At 65.0% G+C, this 25,230-nt stretch carries 23 protein-coding genes; 12 read left to right on the top strand and 11 right to left on the bottom strand.

Translation table 11 applies throughout. The features are described 5' to 3' along the window. The first annotated feature begins 11 nt into the window (after positions 1–11). From pcaD to JN280_RS31705, 7 genes are all read left to right on the top strand, one after another. Positions 12–806, top strand: a complete 795-nt coding sequence (gene pcaD / locus JN280_RS31675; RefSeq protein ID WP_202308135.1) for a 3-oxoadipate enol-lactonase — start codon at positions 12–14, stop codon at positions 804–806. 52 nt (positions 807–858) lie between these two features. Further along, positions 859–2,943, top strand: a complete 2,085-nt coding sequence (locus tag JN280_RS31680) for a 3-hydroxyacyl-CoA dehydrogenase NAD-binding domain-containing protein (RefSeq protein ID WP_202308137.1) — start codon at positions 859–861, stop codon at positions 2,941–2,943. Then, positions 2,940–4,628 (top strand): AMP-binding protein, encoded by a 1,689-nt coding sequence (locus JN280_RS31685; protein WP_202308139.1) that lies wholly within the window; start codon positions 2,940–2,942, stop codon positions 4,626–4,628. Before JN280_RS31680 ends, JN280_RS31685 begins: the two co-directional genes overlap by 4 nt. Positions 4,629–4,637: 9 nt before the next feature. Beyond that, positions 4,638–5,822, top strand: a complete 1,185-nt coding sequence (locus JN280_RS31690) for an acetyl-CoA C-acyltransferase (RefSeq protein ID WP_202308141.1) — start codon at positions 4,638–4,640, stop codon at positions 5,820–5,822. 222 nt (positions 5,823–6,044) lie between these two features. Further along, positions 6,045–7,247 carry a pimeloyl-CoA dehydrogenase large subunit gene (pimC, locus tag JN280_RS31695; RefSeq protein ID WP_202308142.1) on the top strand — a complete coding sequence of 401 codons (1,203 nt, stop codon included), beginning with the start codon at positions 6,045–6,047 and terminating at the stop codon, positions 7,245–7,247. A 299-nt stretch (positions 7,248–7,546) separates the two neighbouring features. Further along, the gene (locus JN280_RS31700; RefSeq protein WP_202308143.1) at positions 7,547–8,695 is read left to right on the top strand and encodes an acyl-CoA dehydrogenase family protein; all 1,149 of its coding nucleotides are present in this window, start codon (positions 7,547–7,549) and stop codon (positions 8,693–8,695) included. A gap of 441 nt (positions 8,696–9,136) precedes the next feature. Beyond that, on the top strand, positions 9,137–9,475 hold the full coding sequence (locus JN280_RS31705; protein ID WP_202308144.1) for a TIGR01244 family sulfur transferase: 339 nt from the start codon (positions 9,137–9,139) through the stop codon (positions 9,473–9,475). A 24-nt stretch (positions 9,476–9,499) separates the two neighbouring features. On the opposite strand, the gene JN280_RS31710 is transcribed toward JN280_RS31705, so the two are convergent. Further along, positions 9,500–9,967, bottom strand: a complete 468-nt coding sequence (locus tag JN280_RS31710; RefSeq protein ID WP_202308145.1) for an Lrp/AsnC family transcriptional regulator — start codon at positions 9,965–9,967, stop codon at positions 9,500–9,502. Positions 9,968–10,096: 129 nt separating this feature from the next. Between JN280_RS31710 and JN280_RS31715 the strand changes: the two genes are divergently transcribed. Together JN280_RS31715 and JN280_RS31720 are read left to right on the top strand one after the other, a co-directional pair. Further along, on the top strand, positions 10,097–10,324 hold the full coding sequence (locus JN280_RS31715; RefSeq protein ID WP_202308146.1) for a type II toxin-antitoxin system Phd/YefM family antitoxin: 228 nt from the start codon (positions 10,097–10,099) through the stop codon (positions 10,322–10,324). Next, positions 10,321–10,698, top strand: a complete 378-nt coding sequence (locus tag JN280_RS31720) for a type II toxin-antitoxin system VapC family toxin (RefSeq protein WP_202308147.1) — start codon at positions 10,321–10,323, stop codon at positions 10,696–10,698. Before JN280_RS31715 ends, JN280_RS31720 begins: the two co-directional genes overlap by 4 nt. Before the next feature lie 60 nt (positions 10,699–10,758). Here JN280_RS31720 and JN280_RS31725 read toward each other — a convergent pair whose 3' ends face one another. After that, positions 10,759–11,631 carry an MBL fold metallo-hydrolase gene (locus JN280_RS31725; protein WP_202308148.1) on the bottom strand — a complete coding sequence of 291 codons (873 nt, stop codon included), beginning with the start codon at positions 11,629–11,631 and terminating at the stop codon, positions 10,759–10,761. Positions 11,632–11,770: 139 nt separating this feature from the next. Here JN280_RS31725 and JN280_RS31730 point away from each other — a divergent pair, with 139 nt between their 5' ends. Next, positions 11,771–12,250 (top strand): MarR family winged helix-turn-helix transcriptional regulator, encoded by a 480-nt coding sequence (locus JN280_RS31730; RefSeq protein ID WP_202308150.1) that lies wholly within the window; start codon positions 11,771–11,773, stop codon positions 12,248–12,250. A 222-nt stretch (positions 12,251–12,472) separates the two neighbouring features. Here the strand turns inward: JN280_RS31730 and JN280_RS31735 are convergent, their stop codons facing one another. The 5 genes from JN280_RS31735 to JN280_RS31755 all read right to left on the bottom strand — a co-directional run bounded on the left by JN280_RS31735 (position 12,473) and on the right by JN280_RS31755 (position 18,783). After that, positions 12,473–12,976, bottom strand: coding sequence for an HPP family protein (locus JN280_RS31735; RefSeq protein ID WP_202308152.1), 504 nt, complete (start codon positions 12,974–12,976; stop codon positions 12,473–12,475). A gap of 341 nt (positions 12,977–13,317) precedes the next feature. Then, a complete protein-coding gene (locus JN280_RS31740) occupies positions 13,318–14,268 on the bottom strand; it encodes an IS110 family transposase (protein ID WP_202308153.1) in 951 nt (316 codons plus the stop codon). 251 nt (positions 14,269–14,519) lie between these two features. Then, positions 14,520–15,554 (bottom strand): L-threonine 3-dehydrogenase, encoded by a 1,035-nt coding sequence (gene tdh, locus JN280_RS31745; RefSeq protein ID WP_202308154.1) that lies wholly within the window; start codon positions 15,552–15,554, stop codon positions 14,520–14,522. A gap of 228 nt (positions 15,555–15,782) precedes the next feature. Then, on the bottom strand, positions 15,783–16,973 hold the full coding sequence (locus tag JN280_RS31750; RefSeq protein ID WP_202308155.1) for a glycine C-acetyltransferase: 1,191 nt from the start codon (positions 16,971–16,973) through the stop codon (positions 15,783–15,785). A gap of 607 nt (positions 16,974–17,580) precedes the next feature. Next, on the bottom strand, positions 17,581–18,783 hold the full coding sequence (locus JN280_RS31755; RefSeq protein WP_202308156.1) for an acyl-CoA dehydrogenase: 1,203 nt from the start codon (positions 18,781–18,783) through the stop codon (positions 17,581–17,583). 526 nt (positions 18,784–19,309) lie between these two features. Here JN280_RS31755 and JN280_RS31760 point away from each other — a divergent pair. Continuing rightward, positions 19,310–20,200: an alpha/beta hydrolase family protein gene (locus JN280_RS31760; RefSeq protein ID WP_202308157.1), complete on the top strand. Its 891-nt coding sequence runs from the start codon at positions 19,310–19,312 to the stop codon at positions 20,198–20,200. A 13-nt stretch (positions 20,201–20,213) separates the two neighbouring features. Further along, positions 20,214–20,339 (top strand): hypothetical protein, encoded by a 126-nt coding sequence (locus JN280_RS40040; protein WP_274609044.1) that lies wholly within the window; start codon positions 20,214–20,216, stop codon positions 20,337–20,339. Between the two features lie 220 nt (positions 20,340–20,559). Here JN280_RS40040 and JN280_RS31765 read toward each other — a convergent pair whose 3' ends face one another. The 4 genes from JN280_RS31765 to JN280_RS31780 all read right to left on the bottom strand — a co-directional run bounded on the left by JN280_RS31765 (position 20,560) and on the right by JN280_RS31780 (position 25,203). Next, positions 20,560–22,314 carry an adenylate/guanylate cyclase domain-containing protein gene (locus tag JN280_RS31765; protein ID WP_202308158.1) on the bottom strand — a complete coding sequence of 585 codons (1,755 nt, stop codon included), beginning with the start codon at positions 22,312–22,314 and terminating at the stop codon, positions 20,560–20,562. 411 nt (positions 22,315–22,725) lie between these two features. Next, positions 22,726–23,388, bottom strand: coding sequence for a hypothetical protein (locus tag JN280_RS31770; protein ID WP_202308159.1), 663 nt, complete (start codon positions 23,386–23,388; stop codon positions 22,726–22,728). A gap of 142 nt (positions 23,389–23,530) precedes the next feature. Next, entirely contained in the window at positions 23,531–23,974 is a 444-nt protein-coding gene (locus JN280_RS31775; protein ID WP_202308160.1) for an SRPBCC family protein, read from the bottom strand. A 215-nt stretch (positions 23,975–24,189) separates the two neighbouring features. Then, complete coding sequence (locus JN280_RS31780) at positions 24,190–25,203, bottom strand: GlxA family transcriptional regulator (protein WP_244742358.1); 1,014 nt, start codon at positions 25,201–25,203, stop codon at positions 24,190–24,192. Positions 25,204–25,230: the final 27 nt, after the last annotated feature.

The raw sequence follows: 25,230 nt of genomic DNA on the forward strand, positions 1-25,230 counted from the left end.
GGAGGTACGGCATGGCTTTCGCGCGCCTCAACGGCGTCGTGCTGCATCATGAGCTTCGCGGTGCCGAGGGCAAGCCGCCGCTCGTCTTTTCGAATTCGCTCGGCACGGACTTCCGGATCTGGGACGCGGTCGCGGGGCGGCTTCAGGCAGACTACCGCATCGTGCTTTACGACAAGCGCGGCCACGGCCTGTCCGAGTCGACGCCAGCCCCCTACAAGCTGGCCGACCATGTCGAGGATCTCGCCGCGCTTCTCGACCATCTCGGCATCGACCGCGCTGCCGTGGTCGGGCTTTCGGTCGGCGGGCTGATCGCGCAGGGCCTTACGGCGCTCCATCCGGAAAAAGTGGCGGCGCTGGTGCTTTGCGACACGGCCCACAAGATCGGCACGGATGCCATGTGGAACGACCGCATCAAGGCGGTGACCGAAAAAGGCATCGCCTCGATCGCCGAAGCCGTCATGCAGCGATGGTTCACGCCCGCCTACCGTTCTCCCGAGAACCCCGATTTCGTCGGCTATACGGCGATGCTGGTGCGCACCGACATCGACGGCTATGCCGGCACCTGCGCGGCGCTGCGCGACGCCGACCTGACGGAATCGACGCGCGCGATCAAGCAGCCCACCCTGCTTGTCGTCGGCGACCAGGACGGCTCGACCCCTCCCGACCTCGTGCGTTCGACGGCGGCCCTCATTCGCGGTTCCGAATTCAGGATCATCGAAGGGGCGGGCCACCTGCCGAATATCGAGCAGCCGGCCGCGGTCGCCGACCTCATCGCCAATTTCCTGAAGTCAGTCAGATACGTTTGAACAAGCCGCCCCGGCCGTTCCCGGGCCGGGCGGTCATCGCATGGAGAACATAATGAACCAGCCGGTCACGGTCAGCCGCGACGCCGACGTCGCCGTCATCACCCTCGACAATCCACCGGTCAACGCACTGAGCTTCCATCTGCGCGCACCGCTGATGACGGCGCTCGAAACGCTGCGCGACGACGACACCGTCAAGGCGATGGTGCTCACCTGCGCGGGACGCACCTTCGTCGCAGGCGCCGACATCACCGAATTCGGCAAACCGATGCAGCGGCCCGACCTGCGCGACCTGATCGCGACTCTGGAGAAGATTGAGAAGCCGACCGTTGCCGCGATCCACGGCACCGCGCTCGGCGGCGGCCTGGAACTGGCGCTCGGCTGCCACTTCCGTGTCGCGGTCAAGGAGGCCAGGCTCGGCCTGCCGGAAGTGAAGCTCGGCCTCCTGCCGGGTGCCGGCGGCACGGTGCGGCTGCCCTATATCCTCGGCCCCCGCAAGGCGCTCAAGGTAATCGTTTCGGGCACGCCGATCGGCGCTGGCGAAGCCCTGCAGGGCGGCCTCGTGGATGCCGTGCATGACGGCGAACTCGTCGCCAACGCCGTGGCATTCGCCCGTGCAAAAGTCGCCGAGGGCGGGCCGTTCAAGGCCGTGCGCGACCGCCGCGAGAGGATCGAAGAGGCCGACCTCGCAGCCTTCGACGCCGATGCAGCCGAGCTCGCCAAGAAAGCGCGCGGCCTCGAAGCGCCCGTCGCCTGCGCCCAGTCGGTCCGCAACGCGATCACCCTTCCCTTCGACGAGGCGCTTGCCAAGGAACGCGACTTCTTCGTGCATCTGGTCTCCGGCGAACAGTCGCGCGCGCAGCGCCACCTCTTCTTCGCCGAGCGCGAGGCGGCCAAGGTCGCCGGCGTCGGCAAGGACGTGAAGCCGCGCGAGATCCGCAGGGCCGGCATCATCGGCGCCGGGACCATGGGCGGAGGCATCGCCATGTCCTTCGTCAATGGCGGCATTCCGGTGACCCTTCTTGAGATGAGCAAGGAAGCGCTCGATCGCGGCCTCGCCACGATCGAAAAGAACTACGCCATCTCGGTCTCCCGGGGCTCGCTCGCCGAGGACGCCAAGACCAAGCGGATGGCGATGTTCACCGGCACCACCGACTATGCCGATCTCGCCGACTGCGACATCATCATCGAAGCCGTGTTCGAGGATATGGACGTCAAGAAGGACGTGTTCGGCAAGCTCGACAAGATCGCCAAGGCCGGCGCCATCCTCGCCTCCAACACCTCCTATCTCGACGTCGACCAGATCGCCGCGATCACCGCGCGGCCGCAAGACGTGGTCGGCCTGCATTTCTTCTCGCCGGCCAATGTGATGAAGCTGCTGGAGATCGTGCGCGGCAAGAAGACCGCGCCCGACGTGCTCGCCACCGCGCTCGCGGTCGCCAAGCGCATCGCCAAGGTTCCGGTGGTGGTCGGCGTCTGCCACGGCTTCGTCGGCAACCGCATGCTGGCGGCACGCTCCGCCGACAGCGAGGATCTGCTGCTCGAAGGCGCGAGCCCGGCCGAAGTCGACAAGTCCTTCACCGATTTCGGCTGGCCGATGGGACCGTTCCAGATGGCCGACCTCGCCGGCCTCGACATCGGCTGGCGCAACCGCAAGTCGCTCGGCAAGACGGCTGCGATCGCCGACCCGCTGTGCGAGCAAGGCCGCTTCGGCCAGAAGACCGGCAGTGGATACTATCTCTACGAGAACGGCCGCACGCCAAAGAACGACCCCGAGGTCGAGAAGCTGATCGAGGAGAAGGCGCGCGAGCGCGGCATCGAGCGCCGTGAGATTTCGGCCGAGGAGATCACGGAGCGCTCGCTCTATCCGATGATCAACGAGGGCGCGCGCATCCTCGAGGAAGGTATCGCCGCACGCGCCTCCGACATCGACATCGTCTGGGTCAATGGCTACGGATTCCCGGTCGGCAAGGGCGGCCCGATGTTCTGGGCCGAAGCCCACGGTCTGAAGAAGATCGTCGAAAGGCTCGATCACTGGCACACCCGCACCGGCAAGGCCGTGTTCGAACCGGCGCCGCTGCTGCGCCGGCTGGCTGCGTCGGGCGGCTCGTTCGCCGAACTGCGTGAGGCTGCCGCATGACGCAAGCCGGGACCTTCCCGGGGCCGTGGCCCTGGGCGAAGTCCTATCCGGCCGGCTGCCGACCCGACAGCCGGCTCGACACGTGGCCGGTCGCTTCCGCGATCGACCGCTCGTCCGAGAATTTCGGCGACAGGCCGGCCTTCGTCTTCCGCGACGTTTCGCTCACCTATCGCGAGTTGAAGGCAAAGGTCGAGCGTGCGGCCAGCGCCTTCCTCGCGGCCGGCCTCGGCCCTGGCGCCCGCATCGCGCTTCTGCTGCCCAATACGCTCTACCATCCCTACGCCTTCTTCGGCGCGCTCAAGGCCGGCGCGACGATCGTGCATCTGAGCCCCCTCGACAGCCCCCGCGTGCTCGCTCACAAACTCACCGACAGCGGCGCGCGCACAATCGTGACGACCAATATCGGCGACCTTGCCGTCAAGGCCGAAGCGCTGCTGGCCGAAGGCCTGGTCGACACATTGATCGTGGGCGAGGACGAGGCCTTCGGCCCTTCGGCGCTCACCGGCCCGATGGCTTCGGGCGCGGGGGTCCAGCGCTGGTCCGGCTTCACGGCGGTCGAGACTGCATCACGCTTCCCCGACGTCCATGTCGATGATCTCGCGCTGCTGCAATATACCGGCGGCACGACCGGCCTGCCCAAGGGCGCGATGCTCAGCCACGCCAATCTTTCGGCCGCGGTCTCCGCCTACGACCTCTGGTCTCGCGCCGAGCAGCTTTCGCAGCCGGGCAAGGAACGGGTGCTGCTCTTCCTGCCCCTTTTCCATATCTATGCCTTGGTCTCCGTCATGCTGCGGGCCCTGTCCAGCGGGCAGACGCTGGTCATGCACACGCGTTTCGACCCGCAGACGGCCCTGGCCGAGATCGAGAACGGCGCGACATCCTTCGCCGGCGTGCCCACGATGTGGATCGCGCTCTGCGCGCTGCCGGGCTTCGAGAAACGCGATCTCTCCAGCCTGCGCTACTGCGCCTCCGGCGGCGCGCCATTGCCCGTCGAGGTCGCGCGCAAGCTCAACGCCATGACAGGCCTCGAACTGCTCGGCGGATGGGGCATGACGGAAACCTCGCCGGCCGGCGCCAACATCCCCAAGGGCCGGCCAGACAAGGCAGGCACGGTCGGCGTGCCCCTGCCCGGCATCTATATGGACATCGTCGCGCTCGACGATCCACGACGCGTGCTGAAGCTTGGGGAAACCGGCGAGCTCCGCGTCTTCGGCCCCAATGTCACGCGCGGCTATCTGAACCGGGAAGAGGAGACCCGCGCCTCCTTCTCCGACGGCGGGCTCCTGACAGGCGACATCGGTTACATGGACGAGGACGGTTTCCTCTTCATCGTCGACCGCAAGAAGGACATGATCATCTCGGGCGGCTACAACGTCTATCCGCAGATGATCGAACAGGCGATCTATGAGCATCCTGATATCGAGGAAGTGCTCGTCATCGGCGTCGCCGACCCCTATCGGGGCGAGGCCGCACAAGCCTTCGTCAAGCTGCGCGACGGCGCGCCGCAACTCACCCTCGATCAACTGCGCGCCTTCCTCGCGGGCCGGCTCGGACGGCACGAGATGCCGGAGGCGCTGGAGATCCGCCCCGCCCTGCCACGCACGGCGGTGGGCAAGCTGTCGAAACTCGAACTGAAACAGGAAGAGGCAGCCCGGAGGGCCGCGGCCGCTTCGAACACCCCTTAGGAGAAGACCATGGTCGACGCCGTCATCGTATCCACCGCCCGCACGCCGATCGGCAAGGCCTATCGCGGCGCGCTCAACGACACCTGCGGGGCGACGCTCGGCGGCCACGCCATCGCCCAGGCGCTCGCCCGCTCCGGCCTCGACGGCGCCGAGATCGAGGACGTGGTCATGGGCTGCGCCATGCAGCAGGGCACGACGGGGCTGAACGCGGCACGCCGCGCCCTCCTGACCGCCGGCCTTCCCGTCACCGTCGCCGGCACGACGATCGACCGGCAATGCGCGTCGGGCCTGCAGGCCATGGCGCTGCTCGCCAATGCGATCCGCAACGACGGCGTGAAGGCCGGCATCGCGGGCGGCCTGGAATCGATCAGCCTCGTGCAGAACGACAAGCAGAACACCTTCAAGCTGATCGACGAGAAACTGATGGCGATCAAGCCCGAAGTCTATATGCCGATGATCGACACGGCCGAGGTCGTGGCCAAGCGCTATGGCATTTCGCGCGAGCGCCAGGACGCCTATTCGCTCGAAAGCCAGCGGCGTGTCGCCGCCGCGCGCGAGGCCGGACGTTTTTCCGCCGAGATCGCGCCGATCCGCACGGTCATGGCCGTCGTCGACAAGGAGACCAAGGAGATCAGCCACAAGGAGACCGAACTCGCCCATGACGAGGGGCCGCGCGCCGACACCACGGCGGAAGGCCTGGCGGCCCTGAAGCCCGTGCGCGGCGAGGGTTTCACCATCACCGCCGGCAACGCCAGCCAGCTGTCCGACGGCGCGTCGGCCAGTGTGATGATGAGCGACAAGGAGGCGGCACGGCGCGGACTGACACCACTCGGCGTGCTGCGCGGCTTCAACGTCGCCGGCTGCGAGCCCGACGAGATGGGTATCGGCCCGGTCTTCGCGGTGCCGCGCCTGCTCGAACGCCACGGCCTCAAGATCGACGACATCGGCCTGTGGGAGCTGAACGAGGCCTTCGCCGTGCAGGTGCTCTATTGCCGCGACCGGCTGGGCATCGATCCGGAAAAGCTCAACGTCAATGGCGGCGCGATCGCGGTCGGTCACCCCTATGGGATGAGCGGCGCACGGCTTGCCGGCCATGCGCTGATCGAAGGCAAGCGGCGCGGCGTCAAATATGCCGTCGTCACCATGTGCGTCGGCGGCGGCATGGGCGCGGCCGGTCTGTTCGAGATCAACTGATACCGACGGTCGACAAAATCGACCGTCGGAGAGCGCGACCGCGTGGCCCACGCCCGTTGGCGCGAAAGCCACCGCATCGGCCGAAAATCGTATTCGATTTTCGAAAGCACGATGCGGCAACGTAAAGTCTTAGAGCGTCCTTGCGCGTCCGAATGGACGCGCGGCGCTCTAACCGGCCCGGACGGGCCGCGCCGGCGACTGAGGAAAAAATGGGAGCCAACCATGGACCTGCGCTTCACAGACGAGGAAAACGCCTTTCGTGCGGAGGTGCGCCAGTTCTTCCGCGAACATGTGCCGGATAGCGTCCGCCAGAAGCTGATCGACGGCGAGATGGTGAGCAGGGACGAACTGGTCGCCTGGTCGCGGCTGCTCGACCAGAAGGGCTGGGCCGCGGCCCATTGGCCGGCCGAATATGGTGGCACCGGCTGGGACCCGATGCGGCAATACATCTTCCTGGAGGAGATGCAGAAATATCCGGCGCCGCAGCCGCTGGCCTTCGGCGTCAACATGGTCGGGCCCGTGATCTACACCTTCGGCAGTGCCGTGCAGAAGGAACGCTTCCTGCCTGCGATCCGCAATCTCGATCATTGGTGGTGCCAGGGCTTTTCCGAACCCGGAGCGGGGTCGGACCTTGCCTCGCTGAAGACGCGCGCCGTGCGCGACGGCGACCACTATGTCGTCAATGGCCAGAAGACCTGGACGACGCTCGCCCAATATGCCGACTGGATCTTCTGCCTGGTGCGCACCGATCCGGAGGCCAAGAAGCAGGAGGGCATCTCCTTCCTGCTGATCGACATGAAGACCCCTGGTATCGAGGTGCGCCCGATCGTGACGATCGACGGGGGACGCGAGATCAACGAGGTGTTCCTGACCGATGTCAGGGTGCCGGTGGAGAACCTCGTCGGCGAGGAGAACAAGGGCTGGGACTATGCCAAGTTCCTGCTCGGCAACGAGCGCACCAACATCGCGCGCATCGGCATGTCGAAGCAGCGCCTCGCCCGCATCCGCGAGCTTGCCGCCAAGGAGCTTTCCGGCGGCCGGCCGCTGATCGAGGACCAGCGCTTCCGCGAGAAGCTCGCCTCGGTCGAGATCGAGCTGAAGGCGCTGGAACTCACCCAGTTGCGCGTCGTTGCCGCCGACGCCAAGCGCGGCAACACAGGCAAGCCCGACCCCGCCTCCTCCTATCTGAAGATCAAGGGCTCGGAGATCCAGCAGGCCGCCACGCATCTCCTCATGGAGGTGATGGGACCCTATGCCATGCCCTATCAGCCGGAGCCGGAGGAAGGCTGGAACGAACCACCGATCGGGCCGGGCTACGGGGCGCATGCCGCGCCGACCTATTTCAACGCGCGCAAGGTCTCGATCTATGGCGGCTCGAACGAAATCCAGAAGAACATCATCGCCAAGGCGGTGCTGGGGCTTTGATGGTGATTTGATGCTGGTGCCGAAGGCTTTGACCGTTGTGCCTGGGGTACCCCTCATCCGACCGCGCTGCGCGCGGCCACCTTCTCCCACAAGGGGAGAAGGCCGGAGCCTGGTTTGGCCGACTCTGCAAATCGCCGACGCTGGAGATTGGCCGAGACGTTGTTGCAGGTGTTCCCTTCTCCCCTTGTGGGAGAAGGTGGCCTCGCCCGTAGGGCGAGGTCGGATGAGGGGTAACCCCGGAGCAACAATCAAATTGTCCAGCACAGCGTTCGGCCATCCAAACAAGAATGGAACCACCCATGGACTTCGACCTTACTGAAGAACAGTCGATCCTCAAGGATTCGCTCGACCGGCTCCTGGCCGACAATTACGGCTTCGAGGAGCGCAAGCGTTTCATGGCTTCGCCGGAGGGCTGGAGCACCGAGATGTGGGGGCGCTATGCCGAGATGGGGCTGATGGCGCTGCCTTTTGCGGAGGACGACGGCGGCATCGGCGGCGGGCCGGTCGAGACGATGATCGTCATGGAGGCGCTGGGCAAGGTGCTGGCGCTCGAACCCTATTTCACCACCACGGTGCTGGGCGGCGCTTTCCTGCGTCTCGGCGGGAGCGATGCGCAGCGGGCCGAGATCATCCCGCAGATCGCCGAGGGCGCGCGAAAACTCGCCTTCGCCCAGGTCGAGCGCGGCTCGCGCTACGATCTCAACCATGTCGAGACGACCGCGCGGAAGGACGGCGGCGGCTTCGTCCTGTCGGGCGCCAAGGGCGTGGTGCTTCATGGCGACAGCGCCGACACGCTCGTCGTCACCGCCCGCACGGCGGGAGCATCGCGCGATGCCGGCGGGATCGGCGTCTTCGTGGTCGACGCCAATGCGGCCGGCGTGTCGCGCCGCGGCTACGTCATGCAGGATGGGCAACGCGGTGCAGAAATCGCCTTCGACAAGGTGAAGGTGCCGGCGGAAGCCGTGCTGGGCGATCCCGAGAAAGGGCTGCCGCTGGTGGAGAAGGTCGTCGACCAGGCGATCGCCGCACTCTGCGCCGAGGCGGTCGGTGTGATGTCGGCCATGCATGGGCTCACCGTCGACTATCTCAAGGTGCGCAAGCAGTTCGGCGTGCCGATCGGCGCGTTCCAGGTGCTGCAGCACAAGGCGGTCGACATGTATGTGGCGCTGGAGCAGGCGCGCTCGATCACGCTCTATGCCACGATGATGGCCGACAGCGACGATCGGCAGGAGCGGGCGCGCGCCATGCATGCGGCCAAGACCGAAATCGGCCGCGGCGGACGTCTGGTCGGCGAGAACGCGGTGCAGCTTCACGGCGGCGTAGGCATGACCATGGAATATGCGGTCGGCCACTATCTCAAGCGCGCCGCCATGATCGATCTCACCTTCGGCGACAGCGACCATCATTTGCGCGCCCTGGCTGAGCTTGGGGGCCTGGCGGTGGCCTAGGGGATCTCGAATCAACCGAATCGCCTCGACCGAAAATCTGGCGAAGGACGTGCTGTCGCCACCGGGTTGCCCCTCACTGTCCTGCCGGACATCTCTCCCCGCACGCGGGGAGAGAGAGGCTTGCCGCTTGAATTTCGCCAGTCGGAAACCCTGCGATAGGCAATGAGTAGATCCGATCGGCTCTCTACCCGCTTGCGGGGGCGAGCAGCCGGTTCGCGGAGCGAATTCATCGTGCCAGTGGCACGATGAAAGGCCAGCGAACGCCGGGACGCTACGCAGCAGCGGGGACCCGGCCGGTCGTCCGGCAGGACAGTGAGGGGCGATGCAGTGCGAAGGGGTTATTTTCCGATGTTTCCTTAGCTCCGGCCCAGGCAGTTGCGGTTGGCGTCTGTCGGTGGCAAGACAGCGACATGCCTGCCGATGGCTTTTGAGGACAGAACGATGGAATACCGCCAGATCAGCGACGACTACTCCGTTTCCGGCCAGATCACCCCTGACGAGGTCGCGGCCCTGAAGGCCGCGGGCTTCCGGAGCGTCATATGCAACCGTCCGGACGACGAGCAGCCCGGCCAGCCTTCCGCCGCGAGCGTTCGCGCCGCGGCCGAGGCCGCCGGGCTTGAGTTCCGCCATATCCCCGTGATCAGCGGCCAGATCACGGCCGACAACGTCACCGACATGGCGGCCGCGCTCGAGGAGATGCAAGGCCCGGTCTTCGCCTATTGCCGGTCGGGGGCGCGCTGCACCAATCTCTACGGCCTCGTGCAGCAGGCGAAGGGCTGAACAGCCCTCCCCCCGGATCTCCGCTCACAGCGGCAGCGAGCCGGTTTCCTTGAGCGTTTCCAGAACGATGGCCGTCTTCACGTGCTGGACCGCTTCATGCGGCAACAGCTCGCCGTTGACGAATTCGGACAGGGCCTTCAGGTTCGGGGTCACGACCTTGAGGATGTAGTCCATCTCGCCGGTGAGCGCGTGCGCCTCCTGGACCTCGGGCAGGCGGGCGACCAGTTCGGCGAAACGCCGGGCGTTGTCGCGATTGTGCGTAGCGAGCGTGACCGTCACCATATTGGTGAGCGAGAAACCGAGCCGGTCGCGGTCGAGCACCGCGCGATAGCCCTTGATGTATCCCTCCTCCTCGAGCCGCTGGCGGCGCCGCGAGCATTGCGAGGGCGACAGGTTGACCGTGGCCGAGAGGTCGTTGTTGGTCAGCCGCGCATCCGCCTGGAGCAGCGCAAGGATCTTGCGGTCGAAAGGATCGAGTTGCGTCGTTTCCATGAGGTTGCCTTCCCAGCCGCATGTCTTTTGCATGAGATTGCACAGCTCAACGCCACGGGACAAGCCCTTGCAGCGTCAGTTGAACAATCGAAAATTATGACCTAAATTCTGGTCATAAGGGTCCTGGCCATGAACATCTCGATAGCCGAGGCAAAAGCCAAATTCTCCGAGCTGATCAAACGCGCCGAAGCCGGCGAGGAAATCCTCGTCACGCGCCATGGCAAGGTCGTCGCTCGCGTGGTGCCGCCGGAAGGTGAGGTGCGCAAACCCCCGCTGCTCGGGGCGTTGAAGGGCCAGATCTGGATTTCCGACGACTTCGACGAGCCGCTCGAGGAGTTCCATGAGTACATGCCGTGAATAACAGCCGGTATCTGCTCGACACCCATATTCTGCTTTGGATCCTCAACGGCGACGACAGGTTGCCGGCACGTCTTCGGGACATATTGGAGCAGCGGCCCGCGCAGGTCGTCAGCGCTGTGTCCATCTGGGAGATCGCGATCAAGCGGACGCTGGGAAAGCTCGCCGCGCCATCGGACCTTCTTTCCGTCATTCGAAAACTCGATGCCGAGATCATGCCGATCACGGCCGAGCATGCCGAGGCGGTTGCCTCCCTGCCCTTGCACCATGGCGATCCGTTCGATCGGCTTCTTGTTGCACAGGCGAGGCTGGAGGGCCTGACGGTCATGACCGTGGATTCACACTTCTCGGCCTATGAGGTGCCGGTAGCCTGAACGGTCGGAAGCCGGTATCCCCTCGCCTGCTTGGGTCGATCGCGCGTGGGTCCATCCCGCTCAGCCGCCCGCCCCTTTCGCCGGCAGGTCGAGTGCAAGCCCGTCGCGGCCGATGGTCAGGGGACCGTTCCAGCTCGTCCTGACGGCGTCGATCCAGTCGCTTTCGCCTATTCCGGGATCGTCGGCGGGGATCAGATGATGGAGCACGAGATGGCCGACGCCGGCGTCTGCGGCGATGCGCCCGGCATCGGCGGCCAAAGTGTGGCTCGCCAGCAGATGTTCCTTCAGCCGCGCACCGTTGCCGGTTCGCGCCACGAGCCGGTCGATCCCCTCCTCCAGCATCGCCTCATGAACGAGGATGGATGCGCCTCGGGCGAAACCGGCGAGCGGTGGGAACAAAGTGGTGTCGGCCGAGAAGACGACGCTCTTGCCGCCGCTCTCGAAACGCAGGGCGAAACACTCCGTCACGGGCGGGTGATCGACGCGCAGCGCACTGACGGCGAGGCCGCCGGCCTCCATCACGGGGCCTTCGGTGAATTCCTCCACGACGACGAGATCGCGCAGGTCCGGCCTGCCCTCGTCGCCGATGCGGATCTCGATGTCGAACTCCATCGACTGCAAGAATCGCTGCCAATAGTGGCCGGTGCCGGCGGGTCCGTACACCCGTACCGTTCTGGCGAGGCCGGCGGTCCAGGCCGTGTGAAGCAGCGGTCCGAGCTCCAGCACATGGTCGGAATGAAGGTGGGTGATGAAGACGAGGTCGAGCGTCTTGAGACCCACGCCGGCTTCGGTGAGCGCGCGCGTCACGCCCAGGCCGCAATCGACGACGATCGAGCGACCCCCGATCTCGAGAAGCGACGAGGTCGGCCAAGGTCCGCCCGGCCTCAGCGCCGGGCCGCCCTTGGTGCCGAGCAGGACCAGCCGGTCAGCCATGAGCGGGCGCAGCCGCCGGGCGATACGATGCCGGCCCCTTCCCCTGATCGGTCATATGCCTGCCCTTCTGTTTGACGCTTCCGCCGATTTGTTACAGATGTAACCATCTGCGACAGAACGATCAATCCGGATGGCGAAAATGGACGATCTCAAGGAGACCAGGGCAGCTGCCGCGCAGACCGCCACAGCGCTCGCGCTCGAAGGTTTCCTGCCCTACCGTCTGAACCACCTCGCCGACGCAGTCAGCCGGGAATTCCAGAAAATCTACAAGCAGCGCCACGGCCTGACGCGGCCGGAATGGCGCACGCTCGCCACGCTCGGCCAGTTCGGCACGATGACCGCAACCGCGATCGGCGAGCATTCCTCGATGCACAAGACCAAGGTGTCGCGGGCCGTCGCCGAGCTCGAGCGGCGCAAATGGCTGCAGCGAACCAGCGATCCCAACGACCGGCGGGTGGAGCGGCTCGTTCTGACCCGGGCAGGCGACAAGGTCTATCGCGAGCTCGTGCCTGTCGCCAAAGGGTTCGAAGCGGCCGTCTTCAACAAGATGAACGAAGCCGAGAAGGCCGCCGTCGTCACCGGGCTCGCCGCGCTGGAGCGCGCCTTCGCGCGGAAATGAGAGGCTTTCCTTTGGGCCTCAATCGCCGGCGCGGCCCATCCGGGCCGGTTAGAGCGCCGCGCGTCCAGGGGGACGCGCAAAGGACGCTCTAACACTATGGATCTACGCATCGTGCTTTCCGAAAATCGAGTACGATTTTCGGGCCGATGCGGTAGCTTTCGCGCCAACGGGCGTGCGCCGCGCAGTCGCGCGCTCCGACGATCGATAGTTCGATGGTCGGTACTATTCGATCCGGCGCGGATATTGCTGGCGCGGCGGGATCCGGTGATGCAGCAGAGCCAGGGCGATCAGGCTGGCGCTGCCCAGGAGCACGACCGTGAACAGCATGGAGCCGTGCAGCGGCGAGGCCGAAGCGACCAGCGGGATCGCGCCCGCCGGCGGATGGGTGACGCGCAGCATGAGCATCAGCGCGATGGCGACGCCGACGGCAATCGCCGCCGCCCACCACATGCCGGGAAAGGCGACGACCGCACCGGCCGCGACCGCCGAGGCGATGAGATAGCCGCCGAAGACATTGGCGGGCTGCGCCAGCGGGCTCGCCGGCTGGCCGAACAGCAGCACCGCCGTCGCGCCGAAGGGCGCGATGAGCAGCGGCAGCTCCGTCAGCGCCGAAAGCCCGCCCACCGCCGACATGCCGATCATGGCACCGGAGCCGGATTTGATGTGCGAGAGGAACTGACCGCCGGCTTCATGCCGTGCGGCGAGAGTGCGGATATGACGGCGCATGAACGGCCCCAGGCGAAATTGCCCGCGCAATTAGCAACATGCCTACGGACTGTGCAACGATCAAAATTCGAATTTGGGGGCGGTTGGAGAAAAATCCTTCGAGGCTCGCTTCGCGAGCGCCTCAGGATGCGGAACGTAGTGCCAAGCTACCCCTCATCCGACCGCGCTTCGCGCGGCCACCTTCTCCCACAAGGGGAGAAGGGAAGGCGCCTGAGGCGACGCTTCCGCTAGTCGCCGACGTTGGTGATTTGCAGAGGCGGCCATGCCAGGCTCCGGCCTTCTCCCCTTGTGGGAGAAGGTGGCCTCGCCCGCCAGGGCGAGGTCGGATGAGCAACCATGATTCAGGCGCTGGCATTTTGAGGGTTCCACGGCGTTCCTCTGGCGAGGACAGCGTTGGCCATGTGGACCAACTTTCTGGCGCAAGCGACGATCGCCTGTTTGTAGGTCTTGCCCGCGTCGACCAGGCGTTTCCTGAAGGCCACGAGGATCGGGTTCCAGTGGTTGGCGGCCGAGAAGGCCGCCATGTAGACGGCCTTGCGCAGCCGCCGGCGTCCACCCGCGATGCGGCGCTGTCCGGCATGGGTTCCACTGTCGTGGTCGAAGGGAGCCACGCCGACGAGCGCCGCCGCCTCGGCTCGGCTCAAGTGGCCGAGTTCGGGCATGCGCACGACGAAGACCAGGGCGGTGATCTCGCCCAGGCCGGGGATGCTCAGCAGCAGGGCGAACCGCTTGGCCAGATCGGCATGGGCCTTCACCTTTGCAATGAGCTTGGCGAGCTCCTTGGACTTGCGCTTGCTCAACCGCCGGATCTCGGCCTCGAGGTAGCGCCGATGCGCCGGATCGCTGAAGCGGTCACGCCGGGTCTCGTGCCGGGCAATGTCGTCGGTGAGGGCGTCGATCAGCGTCATGTGCTCCTGAAAGGCCGCCAGCCGCGGATCGGCCGCCGCGCCGCCGCTGCCCAGCGCCGCCGTGGCGGCGAGGATCAGATGGGCATCGATCGCATCATTCTTGGCACGGCGACCGCGAAAGATGCGATAGCCGTGGACCTGACGCGGATCGAAGACCTTGACCGCGAAGCCCACCACTTCGAGCGCCGCTCTGACGGCGGCTTCGTAGTTGCCGCTCGCCTCCATGCCGACCCGTTCGACCCCGGCCGCCGTCAGCCGCGCCGCCAGCCGGCGGTGGCCGGCGGCGTCGTTGGTCTCCACAAAACGCTGCCCGTCGAAAACGGCAACGTCGAGCTTGGCCTTGGAGACATCCACACCGGCGCATTTCATGCTAGTATCGTTCATCTTCGTCGACCCAACCTTGCGTTAATGCGAACCAGGGTGTTCAAGCAACCATCCGGGTCCGATGAAGAAAGTCGACTGCGATCACGCTCATCCTCAGCCAGCAACGGCTCAGGGGTTTCCGATCCGACAATCGACCGGCTCTGCAGGGGTGGCCACCCCTGCAGAGCCAACTCCTCATCCATAGCAGGATTTCCTCATACAAGGGGTGAGCGCGACGGTCGAAGGCTGGGACCGACGGTTCCACCCCCGCCCTACCAGTCCATCACCACCTTGCCGGAATTGCCGCTCTTCATGGCTTCGAAGCCTGAGATGTAGTCGTCGACGGCGATGCGGTGGGTGATGAGGCCCGACACGTCGAGCGGGCCCTGAACCAGGGCGATCATCTTGTACCAGGTCTCGAACATCTCGCGCCCGTAGATGCCTTTCAGATGCAGCATCTTGAAGATGACCTTGTTCCAGTCGATCTCGAAGCCGGTCGGCGCGATGCCGAGGATCGCGATCTTGCCGCCATTGTTCATGGTGTCGATCATGTCGCGGAAGGCGGCGGCCGAGCCCGACATTTCGAGGCCGATATCGAAGCCCTCGCGCATGCCCTCCTCGCGCATCACGTCGGCGAGCTTCTCCTTCGAGGCGTCGACGACATGGTGCACGCCGAGCTTCCTAGCCAGCGCCAGCCTTGTCGGGTTGATGTCGGTGATGACCACCTTGCGCGCGCCGACGCATTGCGCCACCAGCGCGCCCATGATGCCGATCGGCCCGGCGCCGGTGACCAGCACGTCCTCGCCCACGAGATCGAAGGAAAGCGCGGTGTGCACGGCATTGCCGAGCGGATCGAAGATCGCCGCGATCTCGTCGGGCACGTCGTCGGGGATCGGCACGACATTGTGCTGGGGAATGGCGAGATATTCGCCGAACGCGCCGGGGCGGTTGACGCCGACGCCGAGCGTGTTGCGGCACAGATGCCCGCGGCCGGCGCGGCAGTTGCGGCAATGACCGCACACGATGTGCCCCTCGCCGGAAACGCGCTGGCCGACCCTGTATTCGGTGACGGCCGCGCCGAAATCGGCGACGGTGCCGACGAATTCATGGCCGGTGACCATCGGCACGGGCACCGTCTTCTGCGCCCACTGGTCCCAGTTGTAGATATGGACGTCGGTGCCGCAGATCGCAGTCTTCCTGATCTTGATCAGCACGTCGTTGGGGCCGATCTCGGGGACCGGCACCTCTTCCATCCAGATCCCCGGCTCGGCCTTTGCCTTCACGAGGGCCCGCATCATGTTGGACATGGAAATCTCCGGCGAAGTTCGGGTGTTGGAGCGGAGGCGTGGGTCACCCCCCTCTGTCCTGCCGGACATCTCCCCCTCAAGGGGGGAGATTCGCTGGCAGTCGGGCTTTCGCCAACCTTCGTCGCCGAGAGTGCACGACGCCGCCGCTGCCAATCTCCCCCCTTGAGGGGGAGATGTCCGGCAGGACAGAGGGGGGTGACGACCGAGGCGATCATAAAACCGTTGCTGCTAGCCGATCACGCCCAGTTCCCGGCCGACGGTGCCGAAGGCGCTGACGGCGCGGTCGATGTCGGCCGGGGAATGGGCGGCGGACATCTGGGTCCTGATGCGCGCCTGGCCTTTCGGCACGACGGGGAAGGAGAAGCCGATGACATAGATGCCGTGGCCGAGCAGGCGCTGCGCCATCTCCTGCGCAAGTGCCGCGTCGCCCAGCATGACCGGGATGATCGGGTGGCCGGCGCCGGCCAGGCGGAAGCCGAGCCTCGACATGCCGGCGCGGAAGCGCTCGGCGTTGGCATAGAGCTTCTCGCGCAGGGCATCGCCCTTGCCGATCATGTCGAGCACCTTCAGCGAGGCCCCGGCGATGGCGGGCGCCAGCGTGTTGGAGAAGAGATAGGGACGCGAGCGCTGGCGCAGCCAGTTGACCACCTCGCGCTTGCCCGAGGTGTAGCCGCCGGACGCACCGCCCAGCGCCTTGCCGAGCGTTCCGGTGAGGATGTCGACACGGCCCTCGACGCCGCAATGCTCGGGCGAGCCGCGGCCATGCCTGCCGACGAAACCGACGGCGTGGCTGTCGTCGACCATGACCATGGCGTCGTATTTTTCGGCGAGGTCGCAGACGCCCTCCAGATTGGCGATGATGCCGTCCATGGAGAAGACGCCGTCGGTGGCGATGAGCCGGAAGCGGGCGTCGGACGCTTCCTTCAGGCGCGCCTCCAGATCGGCCATGTCGTTGTTGGCGTAGCGGTAGCGCCGGGCCTTGGAGAGCCGCACGCCGTCGATGATGGAGGCGTGGTTGAGCGCATCGGAGATGACGGCATCTTCCTCGCCGAGCAGCGTCTCGAACAGGCCGCCATTGGCGTCGAAGCAGGAGGAATAGAGGATCGTATCCTCCATGCCGAGGAAGGACGACAGCGCGGCCTCGAGTTCCTTGTGCTCCTCCTGGGTGCCGCAGATGAAACGCACCGAGGCCATACCGTAGCCGTAGCGGTCGAGCGCGGCCTTGGCGGCGGCGCGCAGTTCCTCGCTGTCGGCGAGGCCGAGATAGTTGTTGGCGCAGAAATTCAGCACCTTGCTGCCGTCGGCAATGGCGATCTCCGCCGCCTGGGTGGAAGTGATCACCCGCTCGGACTTGTAGAGGCCCGCCGATTTCAGGCCGTCGAGCTCGGCCGCGAGATGGGAGAGGAACGCTGTGCTCATGGGACCGGACCGCCTGGCTGGGACTCTGGATCGGACTGTCGCGCCAAGCGGCGCGAAAATCTATCGGAAATACGACCGCACGCTGTTGGGTTGGCGAGGAAGCTCGGGCGGCGCGGTCCTGTAAAATACTGGATTTTTACAGGACCGGGCCTGTTTTGGGCGTACCTTCGGAAGCGCATGCTCAAAAAGAAAAACCGCCGCGATGGGATCGGGCGGGCGCAACTGTCCGAAAGTGAAACTTCGGGTCAATAAATCGGGGATTGTCGGGGGATTGTCAATGGGGCCAAGCGTGGCGACAGCGATAGATTTGGCAAGCTTCGGCGAGCGCGGTGCGCTGCAGACCCCTCATCCAACCTCGCTTCGCGAGGCCACCACCCGGGGTGGAGCCACGGGTCTCCACCCGTCCTTCGGACCCCACAAGGGGAGAAGGGAACGCACTGCAGCAACGTCTCCGCCAATCGCAAACGCTGGCGATTTGCAACGGCCGCTAAGCCAAGCTCCGGCCTTCTCCCCTTGTGGGAGAAGGTGGCCTCGCCCGCAAGGGCGAGGTCGGATGAGGGGTAATCCCCGTGCGCTCCGCCCTGCCCTTCGAAAGCCGGCTGCAGCCTCAGAAGAACGCCTGCAATCCTGTCTGGGCGCGGCCGAGGATGAGGGCGTGGACGTCGTGGGTGCCTTCGTAGGTGTTGACCGTCTCCAGGTTCTGCGCGTGGCGCATCACGTGGTAGCCGATCTGGATACCGTTGCCGCCATGCATGTCACGAGCCTGGCGCGCAATGTCCAGCGCCTTGCCGCAATTGTTGCGCTTGACGATCGAGATCATCTCCGGCGCCATCTTGCCTTCGTCCATCAGCCGGCCGACCCGCAGCGAGCCCTGCAGCCCGAGCGCGATCTCGGTCTGCATGTCGGCCAGCTTCTTCTGGAAGAGCTGCGTCTGCGCCAGCGGCCTGCCGAACTGCTTGCGGTCGAGGCCGTATTGGCGGGCGCGGTGCCAGCAGTCCTCCGCCGCGCCCATCGCACCCCAGGAGATGCCGTAGCGTGCCCGGTTCAGGCAGCCGAACGGGCCCTTCAGCCCCGACACATCGGGCAGCAGCGCATCCTCCGACACCTCGACGCCCTCCATCACCACCTCGCCAGTGATCGAGGCCCTCAGCGACAGCTTGCCGCCGATCTTCGGCGCCGACAGGCCCTTCATGCCCTTGTCAAGCACGAAACCGCGGATCTGGTCGCCATGCGCGGCCGACTTCGCCCACACCACGAAGACGTCGGCGATCGGCGCGTTGGAGATCCACATCTTGGAGCCGGAGAGCCGATAGCCGCCCGAAATCTTCTCAGCCCGCGTCTTCATGCCGCCGGGATCGGAACCGGCATCGGGCTCGGTCAGGCCGAAGCAGCCGATCCATTCGCCGCTCGCCAGCTTCGGCAGGTATTTCCTGCGCTGCTCCTCCGAGCCATAGGCGTGGATCGGATACATCACCAGCGAGGACTGCACGCTCATCATCGAGCGGTAGCCCGAGTCGATACGCTCGACTTCCCGCGCGACCAGCCCGTAGGAGACGTAGCCGGCGCCGACGCCGCCATATTCCTCGGGGATGGTGACGCCGAGCAGGCCGGCCGCGCCCATCTCGCGGAAGATTTCCGGATCGGTCTTCTCCTCCAGATAGGCCTGTTCGACGCGCGGCGCGAGCTTGTCGGCGGCGAAGGCCGCCGCCGCGTCGCGGATCATCCGCTCGTCCTCGCTCAACTGGTCGTCCAGCAGGAACGGGTCGTTCCAGACGAAGGAGGCCTTGCCGGCCTTGCTGTCGATGTCCATTGCAAAATCCGATGCTTTCCAGGGAGGCGGCATTTTAGGGCATCCCGCGCGGAAGAGTGTAGCGCTTTTGCGATGACGCCATGCGAAAAAGTGGAGAAGTCGGGCGAACGGTTGTGTCGCGCTTCGGGCCGGAAAGTGCCGCTTGCTCTTGCGCCGCACGGTATTTCAGGGACGAGTGGGCTCGTTTCCACAAGACTACAGCATGTCCCGTAAGAAGGACTTCACAGTACACGACTGGCCAAGCGGGATACCCCCCTCTGTCCTGCCGGACATCTCCCCCTCAAGGGGGGAGATCGGCTGGCCGCCTAGGTTTCGCCAATCGTCTACGCCGCAGAACCAGGTGCCGCCGTGCGGGTTAGCGAATCTCCCCCCTTGAGGGGGAGATGTCCGGCAGGACAGAGGGGGGTGCAGCCGCGCCGCCCGTTCCACCATGGCGACCTCCCTCTTCGGCGCCGACCGGCTTGCTTGCGGGCAAGGCTGTGCTACCCATTCAATGGGCGGTAGCATGTCACTGGAGGAGAACCGCATGCCGAAGACCAGACTGTCCCTCGTTGCCGCCGCAGCCGCGGCGTTTTTCATGAGCGCATCATCCGGCCAGGCCGCGGAGAAGACCATCGACTTCCCGGTCGACGGCCAGAAGGTGGTCGGCACGCTGGCGCTTCCCGACGGCGTCTCCAACCCGCCTGTCATCCTGCTGCTGCACGGCTTCACCGGCAAACGCGACGAGCTGGAAATCCCGTCGGTGAAGGAAGGCATCTTCCAGCGAGCGGCGCGGATGTGGGCCGACAAGGGCATTGCCAGCCTGCGCATCGATTTCCGCGGCAGCGGCGAGAGCGAGGGCAAGTTCGAGGACACCACGCTCGACGGCCAGGTGAAGGATGCGCTCGCCGCGCTCGACTTCCTGGCCAATGGCGACGAGGTCGACGACGATCGCATGGCGGTGGTGGGCTGGAGCATGGGCGGCGCCGTCGCCTCGGCCGTCGCCGGCCGCACGGATTACGACCTGCGCTCGGTCGCGCTGTGGGCGCCCGGCTCCAACATGCCGGCGGCGATGGCCCTGCTGCTCGGCGCCGACACCGTTAAGAAGGGGCTGGCGGCAGGCGACACGCCGATCCCGATCAAGCTGCCCTGGGGCGCGGAGATCTCGCTGAAGGCGGCGTTCTTCGAAAGCCTCTATGCGATCGACCCCGTCGCCGAGATGGAGGAGTTCGACGAGCCGCTGCTGGTGGCCGTCGGCACCAAGGACGACATCGTCTTCCCGCAGCCGATCGCCGGCCAGATCCTGCTCGACTATCACGAGGGGCCGGAGGAACTGTGGGTGCGCCCGATGGACCATGTGTTCAACGCCTTCCAGGGCACCGACATGGTCGACGAGCTGATCACCAAGACCGGCGAGTTCATCCAGGCCAAGTTCTGACTGGGGCAACGGTATGAGGGTAGTACTCGCGATCCTCGCTCCGCTCTGCGCCTCGGGCCCCGCTGCGGCGGCCGAGCGCATCGTCTATCTCACCTTCGACGACCGCCCCGGCCCGGCACATCCATCATCCTCGACGTGATCGAGAGCGAAAACGTGCCGGCCGCCTTGTGGGGCGGCCACGCCGCCAGGACACTGGCGTGATCCGTCACTGGAACGCAGCCGCGATCTGAAGAAACGGGCGCGGTTCGAGCAACGCAGCGAGACGGAACGCAACGAAAGCCAACGGCGCTCAGCGCTGCCAATAGGATTCGTGCTCCTAACAGGCGGCCGACCAATGGGTGTCATCGTAATTCGAATTTTCAGTCCGGAAGCCCAGCTAACAAGAGGCCCGTGCTGATCCTATCGAGGTCGGCTTGGTTTTGAAACGGCAGCCTGCCAAGGTGATCTGCGAGGGAGTATCGCGGGTTTATCATCATTAGCTCATGCCAAACGCCGCGCGCTTCGTCGATCTTCCCAAGATGGCCAAGTGACGAGGCAAGAAAAGCGCGTGATAGATCGGTCTTCGGTGCCAGGCGTATTCGCTCGCGAAACGCCGACGCAGCAGCCTCATATTGTTCGGCCACCAGATAGGCCGAGCCAAGAAAATGTGTGTACTGTTGCGTGAAGATCGGGTCCAGGCGAATGGCGCGCTCGATATAGGGAACTCCCGCGATCGGTTGACCTAGATAAACATCGACGAGACCGCGGGTACCGTAGGCAAGTGCATAGTTCGGATTTAGGACCAACGCTTTTTCGGTTTCGGCCTTTGCCCTGGCTAGGTTTCGCTTCCACGTTTCGACAACTGCCATAGTGTAGTGAGCATAAGGGTCGTTTGGGCCTTTTTCGACCGCTTCTGTGGCAAAGTGCGAAGCCACGTCGAGTGCATCCAGCGCACCAGTCCAATGGTTCTGAAAATCGAGGCAGTGAGCCATACTTAATCCGGCATAAGGCTGCGCGAAACCGGGATCGAGCTCGATTGCGCGCCTCAGGGTCGCGACGATTTGATCAAAGACTTCGCGATCCTTTTTTGATCCGAGCAGCAACTCTCGACCGCGAAGGAACAGGTCGTGCGCCTGTATGTTGCTAGCGCGGCTTCGATGCGTCTCCTCGGCGGGCTGAAGTTTGATCTTGAGGGCATCGACAATTCGGCGGGTAACCTCATCCTGAAGCTCAAAAATATCGGTCAGGTCGCGATCGAAACGCTCTGCCCACCGATGGCCGCCAGTAGCGGTGTCTATCAGCTGGGCAGTGATACGGATGCGGTCTCCGGCTCGGCGAACCGATCCTTCAAGCACCGATGCCACGCCGAGTTCTCTCCCAACGACGCGGATGTCGGGACTTTTGTTTTTGTAGGCAAAGCTGGAGTTTCGCGCCACTACCATCAGGCCGGCAATTCTGGAAAGGTCGGTGATGATGTCTTCCGTGATGCCATCGGAGAAATACTCCTGCTCCGGATCACCACTCATGTTGTTAAATGGCAGGACGGCGATCGAGGCGCCTTCATTGGCTAGTGCTTTTGGCGAGGATCGACCTTGCGCTGTTCGGGGGGAAGAAGGGTCAGCGAAGAGGATGAGATCGAAAATACGAACCGGCCGATCGATGTTTTTCAGCATCTGTTCGCCGGTATCTTCGAAGGCGAGATCGAGCCGGTTCGCCACACTGTCCCGCACCGCACCGGAAACGGCGACGCCACCCGGCTTCGCAACACTCTCAATGCGTGCAGCTACATTGACCCCGTCGCCAAATATGTCGTTGTCTTCGAAAATGACATCGCCTAGGTGCACACCAATACGGAACTCGATGCGCCGCTCCTCTGGCGTGTCGACATTACGTTCGCACATTCGGCGCTGAATCTCGGCCGCACAAGTTACCGCATTCACAACGCTAGGGAACTCGGCGAGCATTCCGTCACCGGTGAGTTTGACGATGCGACCCTGGTGTTCGGCGATTTTGCGGTCGGCCACCTCGCTGCGATGCGCTTTCAGCGCCGACAGTGTGCCTGACTCGTCAAGACCCATGAGTCGGCTATAACCGACAACATCGGCGGCCAGTATTGCGGTGAGGCGGCGTTCCATAACTGTGTCTGCTGTTTTCAAACTACCGGCGCATCAGTTACTTCGCACAGATGGGGTTTTGGGTCGATCACATATCAAGCAACGAACAGACCGAGAAGGAATCGTAAGTCAGCCGTTGATCGTCTCAACGAAGACGAAGGTGCTGGTGGTCTAAAGCCCGCAATTCTGTGCCACGAGGAAACGAAAGTTTCGCCGTTCCGTGAATTCCCGAGTTGCTAGCTTGGCCCATGTCAGCTTTTGCGGTCGCAAAGGAGGGCTGAATGGCTGATATGCGGCGCACACCGGCCGGGTCGGCGCCCTCGTTGGGCCGAGATAGGCAGCGCAGGTGCCTCCATTGTTCTTCCGAGCGTACGAAATGCGGCTGCGACGGCGCCGGCGAGTTCGCCAAGATGGCGCGCGTTCCGGAACATCTCAATCTGCCTGCATGTAATCCGCCACGCTGTAGCAATGGCTCGCCTGGTAGGCGTTCCGCCCCCGGTTCATGTGCGTCAGGTTGAACGTCCTGATAGCGCGCAACACGCGGTGGCTCGCGAGGAATTTGCGGATCGAAACCGAGCCGCGCACATTGATGCCGAAAATGTCCGCACCACGCGGGAAGAAATAACTGACGTCCTCTGGCATCGCGACGCTTTGCTCGAGAAAGGGTTCGTCCACCCGGCCAGGCGTGGCTGAACGATCCGTCGTGAAATCGGAAAGATGCACGATGAATCTGGCGCGGATATCCTCGCCCTGGGCATAGAGCGTGAAAAGCTCCATCCAGCTCGCATTGACGCGGACCAGCGGCTTGTCCGAGGTCGACGGCAGACAGGAAACCGACCAGTAAAAACGCTCGGTCCTGCGCGGGTCCGGAATGCAGTTTGGTCCGTATAGGCCGAGAATCTCCAGCACTTCTTTTGCTTGCGGGCGACGAAGCAGCTTCTCGAATCGCGCGGCATATTTGAAGCGCTGTTCCAGGGACTCGGAGCGGTCGCCCGCGTCCGGGAAGTCGGTCTTGCCTTCTATCCAATCGCGCTGCTGTTCGAGATCGAGGAATTGCCGCAGGCCAGTGGTGTTCGCGCGAGGAGTCGTGCCCATGTCAGGCGCTCTCAGAAATTTGCGTGCTCGTCATGGCGGTTCTCGCTCGGGCGGTTGCGCGTTTACAGCGTATCGCGTGAAACGTCTCCATTGCGGCCAGCATCCCTGTCACCGGCCGCAATGGAGCAAGCGTGTCTCTCGCCTACTCGTTGATCTCCGGCTCCACAAGCTTCGCGAGCTTGCGCAGGGATTCCTGCCAGCCGAGATAGCAGGCCTCGGCGGGGATGAGATCGGGCACGCCCTGCTGTTCGATGTTCACCTCGGTGCCGACCGACACGGCCTTCAGATCCACCGTGACCTTCATCTCGCCGGGCAGGTTCGGGTCGTCGAAGCTGTCGGTGTAGACGAGGCGCTGGTTTGGAACGAGTTCGAGATAGGCACCGCCGAAGGCGTGGCTCTTGCCCGTGGTGAAGTTGCGGAACGACATGCGGTGACTGCCGCCGACCTTGGCCTCCAGCTCGTGGACGGTGCAGGTGAAGCCGAATGGCGGAAGCCAGCTCGCGACCGCATCGGGTTCGAGGAAGGCGCGATAGAGCTTCTCGGGCCTGGCGGCGATGACGCGGTGCAGACGGATGGTGCTGGGCATGGTTCTTTCCTCCTGGTTCGGTTTCAGCGGGATCGTTCCGGCGTACCGGGCGGAAGGGCATGGGAACATTTGCCGGCCCTCGACTTCCGATCCGCGAATGTTCCGACGCCGGGGGCAGGCGACGGGGACGGCTTTTATACCTCCTTTTCCCTGATATTCGAGTTGCGGGACCGGCCATGCGCTCTCCGCGACGCGCCGCGATGGCGTGCGGTGCGTCAGAACGCCATGCGGAAGCGCTGCCGGTAGCGCGCCGGCGTGACGCCCGTGCGGCGCTTGAACAGCCGGCGGAAGAAAGCCGGGTCGTCGTAGCCGACCATATGGGCGACGCCGTCGGTGGGCTCGCCCGTGGTCTCCAGGATCTGCTTCGCCTCCTCGATCCTGAGCGCCTGGACGTAATCCACCGGCGCGTAGCCGGTCGCGGCCTTGAAGCGCCGCTTGAAGGTCCGCTCGGCGAGGCCCGAGCGCTGCGTCATGCGCGAGACCGGATGCGGCCGCGCGTAGTTGTCGGCCAGCCATGCCTGGCAGTCGCCGATCACGGCATCGCCGTGGCTTCGCGGGCGGCCCATCGCCGAGAAGACGAGTTGCCCGTCGGAGCGGTCGCCGAGCAGGAAGATCTTGGCGATGCGCACGGCCTCGGCCTGGCCGCTGAAGCGCGCGATCAGGCTGAGCGCGAGGTCTTCCCACGAGCCGGGGCCGCCGCTGGTGACGATGCTGTGCCCCGCGCCGGCCGGACACAGGATGCGTTCCGGGCGCAGGCGCACCGACGAATAGCGCTCGCGAAACATCGCCGTGGCGCTCCAATGCGTCGTCGCCTCGAGACCGTCGAGCAGGCCGGATTCGGCGAGCAGCACCGACCCCGTGCAGACCGAGCACAGCAGCGCGCCCTCCTCGTGCCGGCGGCGCAGCCACGCGATTTCGGCGCCCCAGTCGCCCGGCTCCAGGTCCGCCGCCAGCGCCAGATCGGTGACGATGACGATATCGCAGGAAGAACTGTCGACGAGGCTCGTGTCCGGCGTGATCGGCGGACCGATGGCGGAGGCGAAGGGTGTGCCGTCGCGCCCGACAATACGCGCCTCCCACCGCCGCGACCCTGTGTCCTCGCCGGTGAGTTCCCGCCACATGCTGCCCACCGCCTGGAAGACCTCGAACAGGCCGTAGAGTACCGCGGGCGAGCTTTCGGCGAGCGCCAGCAGGCTGACCCGCACCGGCGGGTTGTTGGTGGGCGTCATCGAACGAGCTTGGCACAAAAGCCCCGT

Source organism: Mesorhizobium sp. L-8-10, assembly GCF_016756635.1.
Taxonomy (GTDB): Bacteria; Pseudomonadota; Alphaproteobacteria; order Rhizobiales; family Rhizobiaceae.

Bases quoted from the DNA above. Each gene is read 5' to 3' on its own strand.
- pimC (WP_202308142.1), top strand. From the start codon at position 6,045: ATGGACCTGCGCTTCACAGACGAGGAAAACGCCTTTCGTGCGGAGGTG.
- JN280_RS31770 (WP_202308159.1), bottom strand. From the start codon at position 23,388: ATGGGCACGACTCCTCGCGCGAACACCACTGGCCTGCGGCAATTCCTC.
- tdh (WP_202308154.1), bottom strand. From the start codon at position 15,554: ATGTCCAACATGATGCGGGCCCTCGTGAAGGCAAAGGCCGAGCCGGGG.
- JN280_RS31725 (WP_202308148.1), bottom strand. From the start codon at position 11,631: ATGGCTGACCGGCTGGTCCTGCTCGGCACCAAGGGCGGCCCGGCGCTG.
- JN280_RS31715 (WP_202308146.1), top strand. From the start codon at position 10,097: ATGAACATCTCGATAGCCGAGGCAAAAGCCAAATTCTCCGAGCTGATC.
- JN280_RS31765 (WP_202308158.1), bottom strand. From the start codon at position 22,314: ATGGAACGCCGCCTCACCGCAATACTGGCCGCCGATGTTGTCGGTTAT.
- JN280_RS31690 (WP_202308141.1), top strand. From the start codon at position 4,638: ATGGTCGACGCCGTCATCGTATCCACCGCCCGCACGCCGATCGGCAAG.
- JN280_RS31685 (WP_202308139.1), top strand. From the start codon at position 2,940: ATGACGCAAGCCGGGACCTTCCCGGGGCCGTGGCCCTGGGCGAAGTCC.
- JN280_RS31710 (WP_202308145.1), bottom strand. From the start codon at position 9,967: ATGGAAACGACGCAACTCGATCCTTTCGACCGCAAGATCCTTGCGCTG.
- JN280_RS31740 (WP_202308153.1), bottom strand. From the start codon at position 14,268: ATGAACGATACTAGCATGAAATGCGCCGGTGTGGATGTCTCCAAGGCC.
- pcaD (WP_202308135.1), top strand. From the start codon at position 12: ATGGCTTTCGCGCGCCTCAACGGCGTCGTGCTGCATCATGAGCTTCGC.
- JN280_RS31760 (WP_202308157.1), top strand. From the start codon at position 19,310: ATGCCGAAGACCAGACTGTCCCTCGTTGCCGCCGCAGCCGCGGCGTTT.
- JN280_RS31730 (WP_202308150.1), top strand. From the start codon at position 11,771: ATGGACGATCTCAAGGAGACCAGGGCAGCTGCCGCGCAGACCGCCACA.
- JN280_RS31700 (WP_202308143.1), top strand. From the start codon at position 7,547: ATGGACTTCGACCTTACTGAAGAACAGTCGATCCTCAAGGATTCGCTC.
- JN280_RS31750 (WP_202308155.1), bottom strand. From the start codon at position 16,973: ATGAGCACAGCGTTCCTCTCCCATCTCGCGGCCGAGCTCGACGGCCTG.
- JN280_RS31705 (WP_202308144.1), top strand. From the start codon at position 9,137: ATGGAATACCGCCAGATCAGCGACGACTACTCCGTTTCCGGCCAGATC.
- JN280_RS31780 (WP_244742358.1), bottom strand. From the start codon at position 25,203: ATGACGCCCACCAACAACCCGCCGGTGCGGGTCAGCCTGCTGGCGCTC.
- JN280_RS40040 (WP_274609044.1), top strand. From the start codon at position 20,214: ATGAGGGTAGTACTCGCGATCCTCGCTCCGCTCTGCGCCTCGGGCCCC.
- JN280_RS31735 (WP_202308152.1), bottom strand. From the start codon at position 12,976: ATGCGCCGTCATATCCGCACTCTCGCCGCACGGCATGAAGCCGGCGGT.
- JN280_RS31680 (WP_202308137.1), top strand. From the start codon at position 859: ATGAACCAGCCGGTCACGGTCAGCCGCGACGCCGACGTCGCCGTCATC.
- JN280_RS31755 (WP_202308156.1), bottom strand. From the start codon at position 18,783: ATGGACATCGACAGCAAGGCCGGCAAGGCCTCCTTCGTCTGGAACGAC.
- JN280_RS31775 (WP_202308160.1), bottom strand. From the start codon at position 23,974: ATGCCCAGCACCATCCGTCTGCACCGCGTCATCGCCGCCAGGCCCGAG.